This window comes from Pedobacter heparinus DSM 2366, assembly GCF_000023825.1.
GTDB classification, from domain to species: Bacteria; Bacteroidota; Bacteroidia; order Sphingobacteriales; family Sphingobacteriaceae; genus Pedobacter; species Pedobacter heparinus.
The window spans coordinates 2,169,228-2,186,041 of record NC_013061.1; the positions used below are offsets into that span (position 1 = coordinate 2,169,228).

Consider the following 16,814-nt stretch of genomic DNA (forward strand, 5'->3'; position numbering starts at 1 on the left):
GATATTTAAGCTTATAATTTGATTTTTAACCCTGCTTAGCCTTAGCCTTTTTAAGATAAAGCCTGTTCAAAATCAGCAATTAAGTCATCAATATGTTCCAGTCCAGCTGATATCCGAATTAAATTTTGTGGTGTTTTGGTGTCAGGACCTTCTATCGAGGCCCGGTGTTCAATTAAACTTTCTACCCCGCCCAAACTTGTCGCCTGAGCAAACAGCTTCATTTTGTTTACAACCCGTCTCGCTTCATCTGCTCCACCTTTGATCAGGATGGACAGCATACCTCCAAAACCAGTCATCTGTTGTCTGGCGGTTTCATGACCTGGATGTGTGGGCAGTCCAGGATAAAATACGGCTTCAACAACAGGATGTTTTTCCAGGTAAAGGGCCAGGGCCATTCCGTTTTCGCAATGCCCCCGCATGCGGTAGGCTAGTGTTTTGATGCTCCTGCTCAATAAAAAGCAATCAAAGGGCGAAGGTACTGCGCCACCTACCTGCTGTATGTTCCTGATTTTCTCCCAGAGTTCATCTTTTTCTGCGGTAACGAGTACGCCGCCCAGCACATCGCTATGTCCGCCTATGTATTTGGTTGAAGAATGCATCACAATATTAGCGCCCAGTGCGATCGGGTTTTGCAGGCATGGCGAAGCAAAGGTACTGTCGCAGGCCAGTATCAACCCCTTTGATCTGGCGATTTGTGCAATCGCAGCAATGTCGGTAATCTTCAGCAGGGGGTTCGATGGGGTTTCTACCCAGATCATCACTGTGTTTTTCCTGATGTGCCCGCCAATCAGGTCCGGGTTTGTCAAATCGATAAAGTCGATCTCAATGGTATCGGCAAATATGCTTTGTAACTGTCTTTTAAAACCCCAGTACATGTCGTCCGGTGCCAGAATGTGACTGCCCGGTTTTAAAGCCTGAAAAACACTCATTCCGGCAGTATTGCCTGATGAAAAAGCACAGGCATCCGCACCCTTTTCCAGCTCTGCCATTGTTTTTTCCAATGCAGCACGGTTGGGGTTACTCATTCTGCTATACATATGTCCACCAGAGTATCCACCGTCAGCGTCCCTTAAAAAAGTTGTAGATAAATTTATCGGTGCTGTAACATCTTTTGTATGGGGTTCATATAAATTTCCAGCATGTATGGCCAATGTTTCTGCTCTCATTATTATGGGGTTAAATGCTAAAATATAGCGTAAAGGTATAATGAGGTTAAAGGTAAAAATTATTATGCTGAAGTTTTGGCAGGATTTATGTATTTAAAAAGTAAAAAATTAAGATATGAAAAGAATATTCCTGATAGCAGCCATTTTTTGCAGTGCATTAATGGTATTGCAAGGCTGTTCACCAAAAGGTGCAGCCACTACACAACCTTTAAAAAGAGGTAACATTACAGGTAACTGGGTGTTAAATGACATTACTTTTGAAGGAATCCCTCAATCTTCCGTAAAATCCTTGTTCGGAGAAGGTTCCTACACTTGTTTTGTAGGCAGTACATGGCGGTTAACCAATAGTGGCAATGGTAGTTATAGCTTGCCGGGTGGAACAGGCTGTGCCGCTAAAACACAAACCATTTACTGGTCGGCCAGCACAAAAGAGGACACTTTCCAGTTTAAAAAAATATACGAAGGTGATAAGCCTAAAAATGTAACAGAAGGCTACAGGATGTTACTGGCCTCAACCAATGGCGAAAATATGGTGATCAAAACACCGGTTGAATATGGCAGTGCAACAGCTTACATTGTGCTGAATTTTAATAAAGCTGCAAAATAAGGGGAAAAATAACCGTTCTCTTCTAAGCCTGCATAATTGCGCTGAAAAAGCGCAAAGATGCCAGGACTTTTCTGAGAAGGTGATTTTTCTTTCAAGTAATAACAAATCAGGGTGCCCAAAAGGCACCCTGATTTGTTATTATAGCATATATAATTTTTTATATATCCGAATAATCAACAGGATATAAGAACCGGGTGTCGTTTTTGGATACATTGTTCTGATATTCCGGCATGTTTTTTAGTTTTTGCCATTGCTCATCTTTTCCGAAGGTCTTCCAGTGTTCGTCCCTGTCTGCTTTATTTTCAAAGGTGGTCAGATACATAAGGTTGGGCATTCGGCTGCCTGCAATCACCTCAGCATAAAAAACGGCATTGAAATTCAGACGTTTAAATAAGCCTATTTCATCTCCTTTATTAAACATTTCTATTTTGTTCTTAGCGCGCTTTTCGGTCGGGCTTTCATAGCTGCGCAGTTCGTAAATGCGTTCTGCTTTTGCTGAAGACAAATTTGGCATTTTAAGATTCCGATGTCCTTCAAAAGCAGTTAACAATATATTTTCCATCCTTTCATAAGGCGCGGCCGTATGTAAGGCATCGAGATAGGCTTTCCCGTCTTCCTTCAATTTATTGTCCTTTTCCAATACATTTTCCAGGCTGGAAAACTGCTGGTAGGAACGAAAGGGAATAAATACATAGATCAGTTTTTCGGCCTGGGGATCATCTGTCCGGACGGGTTTAAAAACACCAACTTTAGCAATGCCTGCACGATGTAGCGCAGGAAGGTAAGCCAGTTTTAGAAAATCATCTACGGTTTTTTCCTGCTCCGCGTTTTTCAGATGATAAATCCTGATCTGATAAAAATCTTTGTCAGGTGCATTGGCAAGAAGCTGGGTTACCGGCAGGAGTATACCAATGAAAATAGTGATAAGTTTAGGCATGGTTGGTTTCTATAATTTCTTTGATTTTGATCAGACGGTCATAAAAGCATTCAAAGGGCCTTACATTACCGTGTATCTTTAAAACTACCAGGTGGGTTTGTACACAATGGGCAACATCATTTATTCTGGTACCTGGACAAAGGTTTATCGATTGGGGTAAATCTATTCCTGAAAAATGGGCTTCTAGTTCTTCAATTGTCATAGTCGCAAATATAAGGTTAGTGAAGCTCTTTTACACAATGCTGACAGGTTAAATCGGTTTAAAAAACAGGTATCTAATGATTTTATGCTATTTTTGTCCATTATACCTAACAGATGGATACTACTTCAAAACTTGCATTGATCTTAGCAGATGCTGATCTTCCGGCAGCACTCAAAGCAATTGCCCTAAAAGTTCAGAACCAGGAAAGGATTACCTTTGATGAGGGCGTTTACCTGTATGAAAATGCGGAACTGGGCTATCTGGGTGTTTTAGCCAATTACATCAGGGAACAAAAGCACGGCGACAATACCTATTTCAACCGGAATTTTCATATAGAACCTACGAATGTTTGCGTGTACGATTGTAAATTCTGCTCTTACTCCCGTCTGATCAAACAGAAAGAAGAAGGTTGGGAAATGAGTGTGGACGGTATGATGGAGGTATTGAAGAAATATGACCATGAACCCGTAACAGAGGTGCACATTACCGGCGGGGTAGTGCCTAAACAGAACCTTGAATTTTACAGCGATTTTTTCAGAAGGGCAAAAGCACACCGCCCGGAGCTGCACATCAAGGCATTAACTCCTGTTGAGTATTATTATATCTTTAAAAAGGCGAAACTGAGCCATTATGACGGGATGAAATACATGCAGGAAGCCGGTTTGGATTCCATGCCCGGCGGTGGGGCAGAGATCTTTCATCCGGAAGTACGGGAAAAAATTGCACACGATAAATGCAATGCCGAGCAATGGCTCGATATTCACGAACAGGCGCATAAACTGGGCATGAAAACAAATGCTACCATGCTTTATGGTCATATAGAGCAATTCTGGCACAGGGTAGACCATATGGAGCGTTTGCGCCGGCAACAGGACAAGACCGGAGGCTTTCAGGCTTTTATTCCGCTTAAATTCAGGAACCAGCACAACCAGATGGACCATGTTCCGGAGGTTTCGGTGATAGAAGATTTGCGAAATTATGCCATTGCCCGTATTTACATGGATAATTTTGACCACATTAAAGCCTATTGGGCAATGATCAGCAGGCAAACCGCGCAGTTGTCGCTAAACTTTGGTGTTGATGATATAGATGGTACTTTAGACGATACGACCAAGATCTATTCTATGGCAGGTGCAGAGGAACAACACCCGGCAATGAGTACCCGCGACCTGGTCGACCTCATCAAACAGGTAAAACGGAAACCAATAGAAAGGGATACACTGTATAACGTAGTAACGGATTACAGCCAGGTTACCTTTGAGGATGAAGTAAAACCACAATATTATAAATTGCCAGTAATCAATTAAATGGATAAGGAAATATATATCATCAGACATGGTGAAACAGATTTAAACAAACAGGGAATAGTACAGGGCAGGGGCATCAACAGCGACCTGAATGATACCGGAAAGGCACAGGCGGCAGCTTTTTACGAAGCGTATAAAAACATACCTTTTGATAAAGTATATACCTCTGAATTAAAGCGTACACATCAGACAGTTAAAGGTTTTATTGATGCCGGTACCCCCTGGGAGCAACTGGCCGGACTGGATGAACTGGCCTGGGGGATATGGGAAGGTAAACCTAATGATGAACATGCCATTACTGCATTTAAAGGCCTGATGGAGGCTTGGGAAGCCGGCGATTATGATGCCCATTTTGAGGGGGGTGAAAGTCCAAATGATGTGGTTAGAAGAGAGCAGGAAGCGCTGGATGTTATTAAAGGGGCTGCAAATGAGAAAACCGTATTGGTTTGTATGCATGGCCGGGCTATGCGCTTGTTTTTATGCCTGCTTACCAATAAACCCATCTCCGAAATGACGGAGTTCCCCCATCAGAATACCACACTTTATAAAGTTGAACTTAGTGGAGGTCAGTTTGTGATCACTGAGTTTAACAATACCGATCATTTAAAATAACCTGTACTGTTGAATAAGATTAAGATTTCTGCCGTTTCCTATACCAATACCAAGCCTTTTATTTATGGAATCGAACATTCAGCTTTGCTGGACCAGATTGACCTGAGTCTGGATATTCCTACAGATTGTGCAGCTAAATTAATTGACGGACAGGTAGATATAGGTCTGATTCCCGTAGCTGCAATACCTGATGTTCCTAACGCCCATATTGTAGCCGATTATTGTATTGGCTCGGTTGGGGCAGTAAATTCTGTGTTCATTTTTAGTAAGGTACCTGTTGCCGAGATCGGCACAGTAAAACTGGATCTCCATTCCAGGACCTCTAATCACCTGGCTAAAGTTTTACTGAAATTCCATTTTAAACAACAGGTAAGTTATACCACCGATCAGGCAGCAGAAACAGATGCCATCGTGTTGATTGGCGACCGTACCTTTGGGCGAAAAGAAGAATTTGCTTATGCCTACGATATGGGGCAGGAATGGATGAATTTTACAGGTTTGCCATTTATGTATGCCGCATGGGTAGCCAATAAGCCTATTCCGCAGGCTTTTATCAATGATTTTAATGAGGCCCTGGCCTTCGGCCTGTCCAAAAGGAAAGCACTTTTACAGGAATTGCCCGAGCAGGCGAATTTTGATCTGGAGGATTATCTGCTCCATAAACTGGATTTTGAGCTTACAGCCAAAAAACGTGAGGCACTGGAGCTCTTCCTGATGTACATTACAAAATTATAAACCTATTCACATTTTTTTAATTTTCAACAAATCGCAAAGCCTACGCCTCAAGGTAGTATCTTTACGATTTTGTAAACAGAATCATTTTGGCTAAAGATCATACTAAGGAAACCCCGTTAATGCAACAGTACAATGTGATTAAGGCAAAGTACCCGGGTGCATTATTATTGTTCAGAGTTGGAGATTTTTATGAAACATTTGGTGAAGATGCCATTAAAACTTCCCAGATATTAGGCATTGTACTGACCAGGAGGGGAACTGGTCCCAACGGCGCATTGGAACTGGCAGGCTTTCCGCACCATTCTTTAGACAATTATCTTTCCAAGCTGGTACGGGCCGGCCAAAGAGTAGCCATATGCGATCAGCTGGAAGATCCCAAAACCACTAAAACAATTGTAAAAAGAGGCGTAACCGAGCTGGTCACTCCTGGAGTAGCCTATAATGACAATATTCTGAACCAGAAATCAAATAATTATCTGGCTGCGGTATTTTTTGACAAAAATACAATAGGGGTGTCTTTTGCAGATATTTCTACAGGAGAATTCCATGTCGCACAAGGCAATGCAGAGTATATTGATAAACTTTTACAAGGTTTCAGGCCCAATGAGGTTGTTTTTCAAAAGACCAAAAGAAAGGAATTCCTGGAGGCATTTGGGGATAAATTTTATACCTATCATCTGGACGACTGGGCCTTTACCGGCGATTATGCCAATGAAACGCTGACCAAACATTTTGAAGTAAATTCTTTAAAGGGTTTTGGGGTAGATAGACTGCAGACCGGTATTGTAGCTGCCGGAGTGGTATTACATTATTTAAATGAAACTGAACACCGCAACTTAAAGCACATCACCTCCATCTCCCGTTTGGAAGAGGATAAGTACATGTGGCTCGACCGCTTTACCATCCGTAACCTGGAACTCGTAAGTTCGGCCAATGACAATGCGGTAACGCTTTTTGAAGTGCTTGACCAAACCAGCACACCAATGGGTGCCCGTTTGCTGCACAAGTGGATCATTATGCCACTGAAGGAGTTGAAACCTATAGAAGAACGCCTGGGCATGGTTGATTTTCTGGTGAAACACGACGCGCTTTTACAGGAGTTCCTCTCGCACATCAAACAGATCGGCGATCTGGAAAGACTGATTTCCAAAGTGGGACTCCAAAAGGTAGGGCCAAGAGAGCTTTGCCAGCTTAAAAAAGCATTGTACCATATTGAAGCCGTTAAAAATGTCGCTGAAGCCTCAAAGAACCCCTTTTTATCGGTTCTTGCTGATCAGCTGAACCCTTGCTTAAGCATCCGCGAAAAGCTGGAAAGAGAATTACAGCAGGATCCGCCGGCATTATTGATCAAAGGCAACGTGATTGCCGATGGCATAGACGAGGAACTGGACAGGCTGCGAAAAATTTCTTTTGGAGGTAAGGATTATTTAGTGGAAATCCAGAAAAGGGAGGCTGCCGCAACGGGTATCCCATCTTTAAAAGTAGCCTTTAACAATGTTTTTGGCTATTACCTGGAAGTTACCCATACCCATAAGGATAAGGTGCCTGCCGACTGGATCAGGAAGCAGACACTGGTTAGTGCCGAGCGCTACATTACCCCCGAGCTGAAGGAGTATGAAGAGCAGATCCTGGGGGCAGAGGAAAAAATCCAGCAGATAGAAGTAAAGCTGTACAACGAACTGATGTACCAGGTAAGTACTTATATAAAACCCATCCAGCTGAATGCTTTTTTAATTGCCCAGCTGGATGTATTGCTTTGCTTTGCCCAACTGGCCGTTAAAAACCATTATGTAAAACCAGAGATCAATAAAGGCAAGGTACTCGACATCAAAGGGGGTAGACATCCGGTTATTGAACAGCGCCTGCCGGTGGGCGAGGCCTACATTACCAATGATGTGTTCCTGGATAACGATACCCAGCAGATCATCATCATTACCGGTCCCAATATGTCGGGTAAGTCGGCCATTTTACGCCAGACAGGCTTAATCGTGCTCATGGGGCAAATGGGTTGTTTTGTTCCTGCCAAGGCCGCTGCTATCGGACTGGTCGACAAGATCTTTACCCGCGTTGGGGCATCGGATAATTTGTCATCCGGAGAAAGTACGTTCATGGTAGAGATGAATGAAACCGCCAGTATCCTGAACAATATATCTGATAATAGTCTGATCCTGCTTGATGAAATCGGCCGGGGAACCAGTACTTATGACGGGATATCCATTGCCTGGGCCATTGCCGAGTTTTTACATACGCATCCAACGGCCAGGCCTAAAACGCTGTTTGCCACACATTATCACGAACTGAATGAGCTGGCAACTACCATGAACCGCATCAGGAACTTTAATGTATCTATTAAAGAACTGGGCAATAAAGTGATATTTTTAAGGAAACTCATCCCCGGGGGTAGCGAGCATAGCTTTGGTATCCACGTGGCTAAGATGGCAGGTATGCCACCTAAGCTGATCAACAGGGCCAACGAGATCTTAAAGAAACTCGAAATTGACCGAACAGAAGGCCAGAGCATTAAGGACAGCATTAAAAAAGTACAGAACCAGGCCTATCAGTTGCATATGTTTGCTGTAGACGACCCGATTTTAGTTAAAATAAGGGATATGCTGAACAACCTGGATGTAAACGTGCTGACACCCGTTGAGGCTTTGCTGAAGCTGGACGAGATACAGCGTTTAATTAAACAGTAATATGAATATCAGTAGTTTATTATCCGGAAAAAACAGATACAGCATGCTGCTGCTGCTATTGGTTGCATTATTTTTTTCTGCCTGTAGTTCAAGACGGAATACGGTGAAGCCTGGCAGTACGGCTGCGGCCAAAGCTGCAGACGCCATGTCGCATTTAAAGAACAGGAGCCTGTATAAGTTTATAACCGATTGGACAGGTGTTCAGTATAGGTTGGGGGGACTGGATAAAAGGGGGGTCGACTGTTCCGGCTTTGCTTTATTGCTGCAAAAAGATATTTATGGCAATACCTTGCCCAGAAGGTCCAGGGACCAGGCTGATGCCGTGAAAGAAAAGAGTATGGGCCAGCTGAATGAGGGCGATCTGATCTTTTTTTCTTTCGGAGGCGGCGCAGTAGACCATGTTGGGGTTTACCTGAACAACAATTATTTTGTGCATGCCTCTACTACCAGGGGCGTTGTGGTCGACGATTTAAGTCTGCCTGCCTACCAAAGGGCTATTGTTAAGGCTGGATCTTTAAAAAACTAAAGGATGTCAAAACCTAAGCACGATATTTCATTCTGGACCAAATACAGCAAATTTGCCACCACTGAGATCCTGATGTACCTGATCATGGTGATTGGCATTGCACTGGGGATTTTATTATTGAGCTGAGTTGAGCTTAAAAATAGCCTTAGCCTGGTCGGCCGAACTTACTGCAGTGATGAAGTTCGAAAAATCAGTATATTTTTCCGCCGGATAACTGCCATTGTTCAATATAAACCTTCGGGTATAGATCAGTTTTCTGTCTTCTTTTTTAATACTTACCTGATAGCTCCCAAATTCATTTTTAAGTATTTTATTGTCGGGTGTAAGCTCAATACTCACATTTTCAGGAAGGTGGTAAATGATCTCGTCCACATCGGTATAACCCCTGTTGATAAATACAGGCAGGGTCCTGTTCCTGACTTCAGGTACACTGCGTTCTTTATTGAAAGCATTTAATACCAGGTAAATGTGGCTATTGGTCTGGGCTGCATATTTTTGGATACTTAGGTCCAGCACCTCTGTGGTTACAGGATTACTGCCCTTATCCTGCTTGTAATGAAGTGAACTGAAGTTAATGTTGTCAATGTCATATGCAGTTTTCAGTAATTTTAACTGTTCAGTTAAAGGCTGATTGATCATTTTGTCGCAATTGTCATACTGTGCACCGCTAAACGTAGTTTTCAGGCTGCCCTTAATGTTCCCTTCCCCGTCTAAAGTTAGTTCGGCCCGGCGGTCCTGTAAGTTCATTGCTGTGGTCAGTGCCGGGGTTTTTAATATTTTTCCTGCCTCTTCTGTGCAGGCCAGTACCGTACGGTCGTCCGTAAAGCTACCCAGAAAGCCAAAAGGCGCATCCTGACTGGTACATTCCAGCCATGTGGTGTCATTTTTAAGCGGTAAACATAAAATGATATGATTTCCCTGGTTCATACTGGCAAAATCAGTCTCCATGTTCTTTTTGAAATCCCCTGCATTTACCACGCAATACCAGGAGGGGATGTTAACTGCTTTCAGCAGGCTTTGGGTATAATTTACCAGGGCTTTACAATCGCCATAAGAAACCTGGTGAACTTCCGCTGCAGGAATGGGCCTGTTGCCACCAATACCAATCTGAACACTAATGTACCTGGTTTTCTTCTGCACATATTCATAGATCTTTCGGGCCTTGTCCTTATCGTTATCTATTCCTGCCGTAAGTGCTTTAACTTCGGCTATGGCAGCAGGGGGCAATGTCTGCCTGTTTTTAACCAGTTCAGTATAAATCCACTTGCCCAGCTCATCCCAGTTCTGGTATTTTCCTTTATAACCATAAAAATTAAAATCTTCGGGAGCAACTTTTATATGGGTGCGGTAATCATTTGGGTTTGGCGCATAGGGCTCCGGTTTAAAAGCTGGTATATTTTTTACGGTCCAGGTCTGGCTTTTAAACTTGTCGGTCTGGATAAGTTCGGGCTCTCCTTTATAATTGTAAGCCTTAACCCGTATTTTATCTTCAGGTTTACAAATGAAAGTATAGCTGCTCAGGGCAACGGCAACACCTGCACTGCCACTGGCATACCAGTCAGGTATCGCCAGGTTCTGTTTTGACCTGACCTCATACTCGCATACCATCGTATAAGGATAGGCTAAAGCAGTAGGGGCAAAATGTTTTACCCGGTCATCCTCAAATAAAGAAAAATTGTTTACCGCACTGTGGTCTGTAAAATTACTGAGCGTAAATTTACTGATCTGTTTTCCCCAGGCATCCAGGATCATCCCTTTAACATATTTTATGCTTACATTTTTATCATAGAATAAGGTCAGTTCGGCCTCATCGTCCCCATTTTTATTGAGTATGGTAACCGTTTTTTTGATGTTTAAACTTACATTGTCGTTTGCACGCATATCTACGGTGGTCTCCATTTTCCTGATCACCGCATTTGCACGGTTCTTCAGTTCTGCAGGAATCTCATCTGCTGTATAACTTTCCTGTGAAAAAGAGCGGAATGTACAAAGCAGCAGCGCCAGTAGCACCAGTTCTTTCAACTTCATCTATTTTGATTTTTTAAGGATAATATCCGTTTTCTGCAATTGGATGATCCTGCTGTAGAACTCCTTAAGTGAAAGGTATTCTGCAGAGCTATAAATTGGTTTGTTAAGCTGCATCAGCTGGTTAAACAGCAGGATATTGTCTTCAACAGCAGTTGTACAGATAAACCTGCCACCCGCATCGGCCAGTACCATGTTCAGTTCTTTAGGCTTGTCGGCCAAATTATAGTTATCAGGCAGTTTAATTGTCATGTTGATGCGGATTTCCTTTTCTGCACCCAGATCTACAGGATAGGTACGCTCATTTAAATTGAAAGGATTTTTGCTGATCCGGTCGATAAAAAACGGGTTAAAAAATAAAGGGTCACTATTGAGGTTGGAAAAGGCCGACATTTCAACTTCATAATTTTCGGTAAGCAGGTTTTCCAGGCTGTCCAGGTTATGGATTGCATGTTTAAGGATCCTGATCTGGGGCATACTCTCATCCAGCTTCTCTACATATTCATCCACCGAACTTGCTGCCAGGATCTTTTTACGTTTATTATAGGCCGCATAACCAATGGCGTGGATGGTCAGGTTACCCCGTATTTTTCCATCTTTTCCCAGCTCAGCAATTAAACTGTACCGGAGTGTTTCTTTCTGACTCGCTTTAAGGTCATACCAGTAGGAGGGTTTTTTCAGGTTGATTACCCTTCCCTGTCCGTTAATGCAATGGAGTGGCAGCAAACCAAATGGCATTAAAGGCTCTGTTGCATCCAGCAAATAGCTTTTTCCCTCAATGTTTACCTTAGCTATTACATAATTAAAATCAGTGATCACGGGGTATAAGTTATTCACAGTGCCATTGGAACGGGTCGAAAGGATAACCGCTTCTGCATCCAGATTCGCTGCACTTAATGCAGCTACCAGCGCCAGGTTAATGTCCGCCGTATTGCCGGAATGGGTTTCCAAAGCTTTTTTTATTGTATTTTCACTTTGAATTCCAATAAATCCGTTTCGCTTGATGTTGCGCTTAATGTAATCATAGATTTCCTTTGCCTTGTCCAGCGGTGCAGTCTTGTTTTTCAGGATCTCTGGCAACAGCTCTTTAAAAAGGTCTTTTCTTTTCATCTGGCTGCCAAATGATTTGTCATTTATCAGCTCAAAGTCCACATCCTTCCATTCCTTGGTTACACTTTTCTTCCCGCCCGACAGCAGGTAGTATTCGGAGAGTTCAAAATTAATGGCCGACCTGAAATTACTTGGGGCAGTCATGTAATCTTCTTCAACCAATGCCGGGATATCTTTCATGATATAGGTCATTTTTGAACAGTCATAGGGCCTTCCTGAAATTCTGAGGCATTCTTTATAGAGTTCAGCATTTTGTGAACTGAGCTTCTGTGCCCCACGTAAGGATACATTATAAGTGTAAAGGGCAGGGATAATGGCAATGTATTCGCTGTACAGTTTCGGGATGTCCGACTGGAATTCCCAGCTCCTGAAGTTAAAAAGGCCATGCGAATAGAGGCGGTAGCTGTATTCAATAATACTGCCCTCAACCAGATTGGGCATGGTAAATTTAGTCAGTACCACATATTTGTTCTTTTTCTCGGTAAACACCTTTTTTTTATCCAGCGGTGTTTGTGTAAATTGCCCGTCTATATAATTTATGGTCACTGCTTTCAGGTTCTGGACCATGTCTTCCTTATCGCCATAAATTCTTTGGGGAATGACAACATTTGCACTCCCGAAGCCATTTTTGTTCAGTATTTTTATCCTGACATGGTATTCAAAATCTATATAAAGATTGCCATAACTTTCGTCTAAACGAACTGATGCCGTACCAAATTCCTTTAACACTACTGCATTGGCATTGCTGTCTGTTTTTACCTTTTTTAAGTCAAGATCATCCCCGCTGATTTCCCCAAATCCAAAATCCTGTGCCCTTACAGCAATGGAACAAAAAAATACAAACAGAAAAAGAAGATATTTCATATCTGAGCGTTTAATAAATATGTTAATTTAAATATGATGCAAGATATAGCCTGAAATCTAATAAAAAAAAATAGATTGTAAATTATACCTGCAGAAAAATTGTTATCAAATAAGTCGAGGATTACTGGATGATTTTTACGACTTTTGAAAAGCTACCAAAAAGTTAAAAATGAAATTGAATTTAAAACGCCCACTCGCTTTTTTTGATCTGGAAACCACTGGTGTTAATGTAGGTGCTGATCGTATTGTCGAAATTGCAATATTGAAAGCCATGCCAGATGGATCTGAACTGATCAAGACCATGCGCATCAATCCTGAAATGCCGATCCCATTGTATGCTTCACTGATCCATGGAATTTACGACGAACACATTGCCAATGAGCCTATATTTAAAGAGGTAGCTACTGAACTTGCTGATTTTATTGGTGATGCAGACCTGGCAGGCTACAACTCCAACAGGTTTGATATCCCGGTATTGCTGGAAGAGTTTTTAAGGGCAGGGGTTGACTTTGATATGTCCGACAGGAAATTTGTTGATGTGCAGAACATATTTCATCAGATGGAGCAGCGTACCCTCAGGGCTGCTTATAAATTCTATTGCAACAAAGACATCATCAATGCACATTCCGCAGAAGCAGATATTACGGCAACCTATCAGGTATTGCTGGCACAGATAGAACGTTATAAAGACATTGATTTTGAGGATAAGCAGGGAAATATATCCAGGCCTGTACAAAACGATGTAGAGGCACTTCATGCTTTTACCAATATGAACAAACCGGTTGACTTTGCCGGAAGGATGGTCTATAATGAAAATGATGAAGAGACCTTCAATTTTGGTAAACATAAGGGCAAAACTGTTGAGCAGGTTTTTGACATTGAGCCCAGTTATTATGCCTGGATGAAGCAGGGTGATTTTCCCTTATATACCAAGAAAAAACTCGAGGAGATCTGGACCCGCTGGAACAAAAAGAAGGAACAGCTTAAACTGGAAAGGCAGCAGCAGGCTGAAGCAAACAGGCCAAAAAACCCTCAACCGGTTAAAGTGCAGCAAAACCCTGCTAAGCCACAACACCAGCAGCCTAAAAAAGAAAAACCAGCTGCTGAGCTGACCAACGATATGCTGGAGCAGCTGAAGATGAAATTTGGAAAATAACCCGCAATTTTATGAAGAAAAGGACAATGGTAACGGCATTATGCGTCATGCTGTTTGCCCGGGTACATGCCCAGCAAAATTTACCGGTCCCTTCAAATATACGTGCTGCTTATGAAAGGGGGACAAGGGACATTAGCGGTAAACCAGGACCTGCATACTGGCAAAATACGGCCGATTATAAGTTAAAAATCAATTTTAACCCTTCAACAAGGGAACTGAAGGGCCTTGCAGAGATTGTCTATGTGAACAACAGTAAGGATACCCTTAAACAGCTTTGGTTTAAACTTTACCCCAATCTGTATCAGAAAGGAGCAAATCCCAAAACAAAAGTAGATACCAGAGACCTGGGGGATGGGCTCGACATCCTGTCTGTCCAGGCAGATGGGAAAACCCTGGCCAGCAGCGATCTGGTCATTGAAGGGACCAATATGCATACCGGGATTGCAGCACTTGCACCCGGAAAGTCCATGAAGCTCAGCATTGATTATCAGTACATCTTAAATAAGGGCTCACATATCCGTACAGGGCAGGTAAACGATAGTGCGCATTTTGTAGCTTATTTTTTTCCGCGTATAGCGGTTTACGATGATATAGATGGCTGGAACAAATATCCATACACAGGAGAAGAAGAGTTTTATAACGACTTCTGTAATTTTAAGGCAGAAATTACTGTTCCCGAGCGGTACGTGATCTGGGCTACAGGCAATCTGCTGAATGCTGATGCCGTATTTAAAAAAGAGATAGCCAGTCGTTTAAGCAAGGCAGAAGCAACGGATGAAATCGTAGATGTGATTACGGAACAGGACCTGAAACAAAAAAAGGTAACCAGTAACAAAGCATTTAATACTTATGTGTTTGAAGCAAAAAACGTTACCGATTTTGTTTTCGCTACCAGTAACCATTACCTGTGGAAATCGTCGAGCGTACTGGTGGACTCCCTGACCAAAAGAAGGACCAGGGTAGATGCCGTTTTTAACCCTATCCATAAAGATTATTATGAAGTGGCAGATTTTGCCAGGCAAACGGTATACCTGATGAGCCATGTTTTTCCTAAATGGGCTTTTCCATATCCGCATGAAACTGTTTTTGACGGACTGGATCAGATGGAATATCCTATGATGGTAAACGACAATCCTGTAGCAAAAAGAAAAGATGCCATTACGCTTACCGTACATGAAGTATTCCATACCATGTTTCCCTTTTATATGGGCACCAACGAAACCCAATATGGCTGGATGGACGAAGGCTGGGCAACCATAGCAGAATGGCTGCTGGCCCCGATGATAGACACTACATTGGTGGACGAATATGGGGTAGAGTCGACCGCTATATCTTCAGGTACTAAAAATGATGTGCCTATAGTTACATTAACACCAGATTTAAAAGGGGTAGGTTCTTTTACCAACTCCTATCCTAAGCCTGCAATGGGGTATCTGTTTGTTAAAGATTACCTGGGCGATGAGCTGTTTACCAAAGCCCTGCACCATTACATTAAACAATGGAATGGCAAACACCCTATGCCTTTTGATTTTTTTTACTGCATGAATGAGGGCTCGGGCAAAAACCTGAACTGGTTTTGGAAAGCCTGGTTTTTTGAAGAAGGGGTAACAGACATGGCCATTAAAGCCGCAGACAAAACAGATCAAGGTTATCGCATCAGGATAGAGAATAAAAGTACGAAACCTTTGCCGGTTGACCTGTTGCTGGAATATGCAGATGGTACTTCAGCAGAAATACATAAAACCATAGGGGTATGGAAAAAAGGCAACTCCTGGACCGATATTGAGGTAAGTACAGTTAAAACACTTAAAAAAGTCACACTGGGTAGTGTTCATGTCCCGGATAAAGACCCCAACGACAATGTTTTTCTGCTCAGGTAGTGCTTCTTTTAAGAACTCTTTTTTATAAAATCAATGTTCCTGGTCAGCCCTTTATATTTGGTGCGCTTTACTGCCGAATTTTTAAAGATCGTTTTAAACACATCTTCTGTAATGTCCTGCCAGTCTTCCCGTTTCATTTGCAGCAAGCGCTCATTTGGTTTAAACATAGGTTCTGAATGCGGGGCGGAAAACCTGTTCCAGGGGCAAACATCCTGGCATATATCGCAGCCAAACATCCAGTTGTCCATTTTACCTTTAAAGTCCTGGTCAATTTCTTCTTTCAGTTCAATGGTGAGGTAGGAGATACACTTTTTGGCGTCGATGATAAAGGGTGATAAAATGGCATCAGTAGGACAGGCATCTATGCACTTGGTACAGGTGCCACAATGGTCTGCCGTAAAGGGCTGGTCATACTCCAGCTCCAGGTCTACAATCAGTTCAGCTAAAAAAAAGAAGGAACCACTCTTCTTATTGATGAGGTTGCTGTTTTTGCCAATCCAGCCAATGCCTGCACGTTTTGCCCAGGCCCTGTCCAGCACCGGCGCCGAATCTACAAATGCCCTGCCGGCAACCTCGCCAATTTCTTCCCTTATAAAGTTCAGCAGCTGGTACAACTTATCCTTGATCACCTGGTGATAGTCCATGCCATAAGCATATTTAGAGATCTTTGGGGCATCGGGATCTTGCTGCTGTTCAGCAGGAAAATAATTGAGGGTCAAAGAAATGACAGATCTGGAATCTTCCACAAGCAATCTGGGATCCAGCCTTTTGTCGAAATGATTTTCCATGTAAGCCATCTGTCCGTGATGGTTGTTGTGCAGCCATTTCTCCAGTTTTGGCGCTTCCTCTTCCAGGAAATCTGCTTTGGCAATACCGCATTGCATAAAGCCAAGCCTAAGGGCCTCGGCTTTAATCAGCTTGCTGTATCTGGAAGCATTGTTCAACATCTTTTGCAAAGATAAGGCTTTGTAATGTAAACTTTTTTAGGCCC

At 42.6% G+C, this 16,814-nt stretch carries 15 protein-coding genes; 9 read left to right on the forward strand and 6 right to left on the reverse strand.

What is annotated here, in order from left to right:
* Positions 1–50: 50 nt before the first annotated feature.
* Positions 51–1,166 carry a trans-sulfuration enzyme family protein gene (locus PHEP_RS09340; RefSeq protein ID WP_015807698.1) on the reverse strand — a complete coding sequence of 372 codons (1,116 nt, stop codon included), beginning with the start codon at positions 1,164–1,166 and terminating at the stop codon, positions 51–53.
* Positions 1,167–1,281: 115 nt separating this feature from the next.
* Here PHEP_RS09340 and PHEP_RS09345 point away from each other — a divergent pair, with 115 nt between their 5' ends.
* Positions 1,282–1,773, forward strand: coding sequence for a lipocalin family protein (locus tag PHEP_RS09345; RefSeq protein WP_015807699.1), 492 nt, complete (start codon positions 1,282–1,284; stop codon positions 1,771–1,773).
* Positions 1,774–1,930: 157 nt separating this feature from the next.
* On the opposite strand, the gene PHEP_RS09350 is transcribed toward PHEP_RS09345, so the two are convergent.
* Entirely contained in the window at positions 1,931–2,710 is a 780-nt protein-coding gene (locus tag PHEP_RS09350; protein WP_015807700.1) for an NIPSNAP family protein, read from the reverse strand.
* A complete protein-coding gene (locus tag PHEP_RS09355; RefSeq protein ID WP_015807701.1) occupies positions 2,703–2,912 on the reverse strand; it encodes a DUF6965 family protein in 210 nt (69 codons plus the stop codon). Before PHEP_RS09355 ends, PHEP_RS09350 begins: the two co-directional genes overlap by 8 nt.
* A gap of 113 nt (positions 2,913–3,025) precedes the next feature.
* Between PHEP_RS09355 and mqnE the strand changes: the two genes are divergently transcribed.
* The 6 genes from mqnE to PHEP_RS22405 all read left to right on the forward strand — a co-directional run bounded on the left by mqnE (position 3,026) and on the right by PHEP_RS22405 (position 8,914).
* Positions 3,026–4,219 carry an aminofutalosine synthase MqnE gene (mqnE, locus tag PHEP_RS09360; protein ID WP_015807702.1) on the forward strand — a complete coding sequence of 398 codons (1,194 nt, stop codon included), beginning with the start codon at positions 3,026–3,028 and terminating at the stop codon, positions 4,217–4,219.
* Positions 4,220–4,831: a histidine phosphatase family protein gene (locus PHEP_RS09365; protein ID WP_015807703.1), complete on the forward strand. Its 612-nt coding sequence runs from the start codon at positions 4,220–4,222 to the stop codon at positions 4,829–4,831.
* 9 nt (positions 4,832–4,840) lie between these two features.
* The gene (locus tag PHEP_RS09370) at positions 4,841–5,566 is read left to right on the forward strand and encodes a menaquinone biosynthetic enzyme MqnA/MqnD family protein (RefSeq protein WP_015807704.1); all 726 of its coding nucleotides are present in this window, start codon (positions 4,841–4,843) and stop codon (positions 5,564–5,566) included.
* An 86-nt stretch (positions 5,567–5,652) separates the two neighbouring features.
* The gene (gene mutS / locus PHEP_RS09375) at positions 5,653–8,262 is read left to right on the forward strand and encodes a DNA mismatch repair protein MutS (RefSeq protein WP_036673966.1); all 2,610 of its coding nucleotides are present in this window, start codon (positions 5,653–5,655) and stop codon (positions 8,260–8,262) included.
* A 1-nt stretch (position 8,263) separates the two neighbouring features.
* The gene (locus PHEP_RS09380; protein WP_015807706.1) at positions 8,264–8,788 is read left to right on the forward strand and encodes a C40 family peptidase; all 525 of its coding nucleotides are present in this window, start codon (positions 8,264–8,266) and stop codon (positions 8,786–8,788) included.
* Positions 8,789–8,791: 3 nt separating this feature from the next.
* Positions 8,792–8,914, forward strand: a complete 123-nt coding sequence (locus PHEP_RS22405) for a hypothetical protein (protein WP_015807707.1) — start codon at positions 8,792–8,794, stop codon at positions 8,912–8,914.
* On the opposite strand, the gene PHEP_RS09385 is transcribed toward PHEP_RS22405, so the two are convergent.
* Positions 8,903–10,816, reverse strand: coding sequence for a DUF3857 domain-containing protein (locus PHEP_RS09385; protein ID WP_015807708.1), 1,914 nt, complete (start codon positions 10,814–10,816; stop codon positions 8,903–8,905). The genes PHEP_RS22405 and PHEP_RS09385 overlap by 12 nt on opposite strands.
* Positions 10,817–12,787 carry a transglutaminase domain-containing protein gene (locus PHEP_RS09390; protein ID WP_015807709.1) on the reverse strand — a complete coding sequence of 657 codons (1,971 nt, stop codon included), beginning with the start codon at positions 12,785–12,787 and terminating at the stop codon, positions 10,817–10,819.
* Positions 12,788–12,956: 169 nt separating this feature from the next.
* On the opposite strand from PHEP_RS09390, the gene PHEP_RS09395 reads away from it, so the two are divergent.
* Positions 12,957–13,943 carry a 3'-5' exonuclease gene (locus PHEP_RS09395; RefSeq protein WP_015807710.1) on the forward strand — a complete coding sequence of 329 codons (987 nt, stop codon included), beginning with the start codon at positions 12,957–12,959 and terminating at the stop codon, positions 13,941–13,943.
* 11 nt (positions 13,944–13,954) lie between these two features.
* Complete coding sequence (locus PHEP_RS09400; RefSeq protein WP_049772234.1) at positions 13,955–15,823, forward strand: M1 family metallopeptidase; 1,869 nt, start codon at positions 13,955–13,957, stop codon at positions 15,821–15,823.
* Positions 15,824–15,831: 8 nt separating this feature from the next.
* Here PHEP_RS09400 and queG read toward each other — a convergent pair whose 3' ends face one another.
* Entirely contained in the window at positions 15,832–16,770 is a 939-nt protein-coding gene (gene queG, locus PHEP_RS09405) for a tRNA epoxyqueuosine(34) reductase QueG (protein WP_015807712.1), read from the reverse strand.
* Between the last annotated feature and the right edge of the window lie 44 nt (positions 16,771–16,814).

Excerpts from the sequence above, each read along its gene's own strand:
- PHEP_RS09340 (WP_015807698.1), bottom strand. The coding sequence starts at position 1,166 with ATGAGAGCAGAAACATTGGCCATACATGCTGGAAATTTATATGAACCC.
- PHEP_RS09345 (WP_015807699.1), top strand. The coding sequence starts at position 1,282 with ATGAAAAGAATATTCCTGATAGCAGCCATTTTTTGCAGTGCATTAATG.
- PHEP_RS09350 (WP_015807700.1), bottom strand. The coding sequence starts at position 2,710 with ATGCCTAAACTTATCACTATTTTCATTGGTATACTCCTGCCGGTAACC.
- PHEP_RS09355 (WP_015807701.1), bottom strand. The coding sequence starts at position 2,912 with ATGACAATTGAAGAACTAGAAGCCCATTTTTCAGGAATAGATTTACCC.
- mqnE (WP_015807702.1), top strand. The coding sequence starts at position 3,026 with ATGGATACTACTTCAAAACTTGCATTGATCTTAGCAGATGCTGATCTT.
- PHEP_RS09365 (WP_015807703.1), top strand. The coding sequence starts at position 4,220 with ATGGATAAGGAAATATATATCATCAGACATGGTGAAACAGATTTAAAC.
- PHEP_RS09380 (WP_015807706.1), top strand. The coding sequence starts at position 8,264 with ATGAATATCAGTAGTTTATTATCCGGAAAAAACAGATACAGCATGCTG.
- PHEP_RS22405 (WP_015807707.1), top strand. The coding sequence starts at position 8,792 with ATGTCAAAACCTAAGCACGATATTTCATTCTGGACCAAATACAGCAAA.
- PHEP_RS09385 (WP_015807708.1), bottom strand. The coding sequence starts at position 10,816 with ATGAAGTTGAAAGAACTGGTGCTACTGGCGCTGCTGCTTTGTACATTC.
- PHEP_RS09390 (WP_015807709.1), bottom strand. The coding sequence starts at position 12,787 with ATGAAATATCTTCTTTTTCTGTTTGTATTTTTTTGTTCCATTGCTGTA.
- PHEP_RS09395 (WP_015807710.1), top strand. The coding sequence starts at position 12,957 with ATGAAATTGAATTTAAAACGCCCACTCGCTTTTTTTGATCTGGAAACC.
- PHEP_RS09400 (WP_049772234.1), top strand. The coding sequence starts at position 13,955 with ATGAAGAAAAGGACAATGGTAACGGCATTATGCGTCATGCTGTTTGCC.
- queG (WP_015807712.1), bottom strand. The coding sequence starts at position 16,770 with ATGTTGAACAATGCTTCCAGATACAGCAAGCTGATTAAAGCCGAGGCC.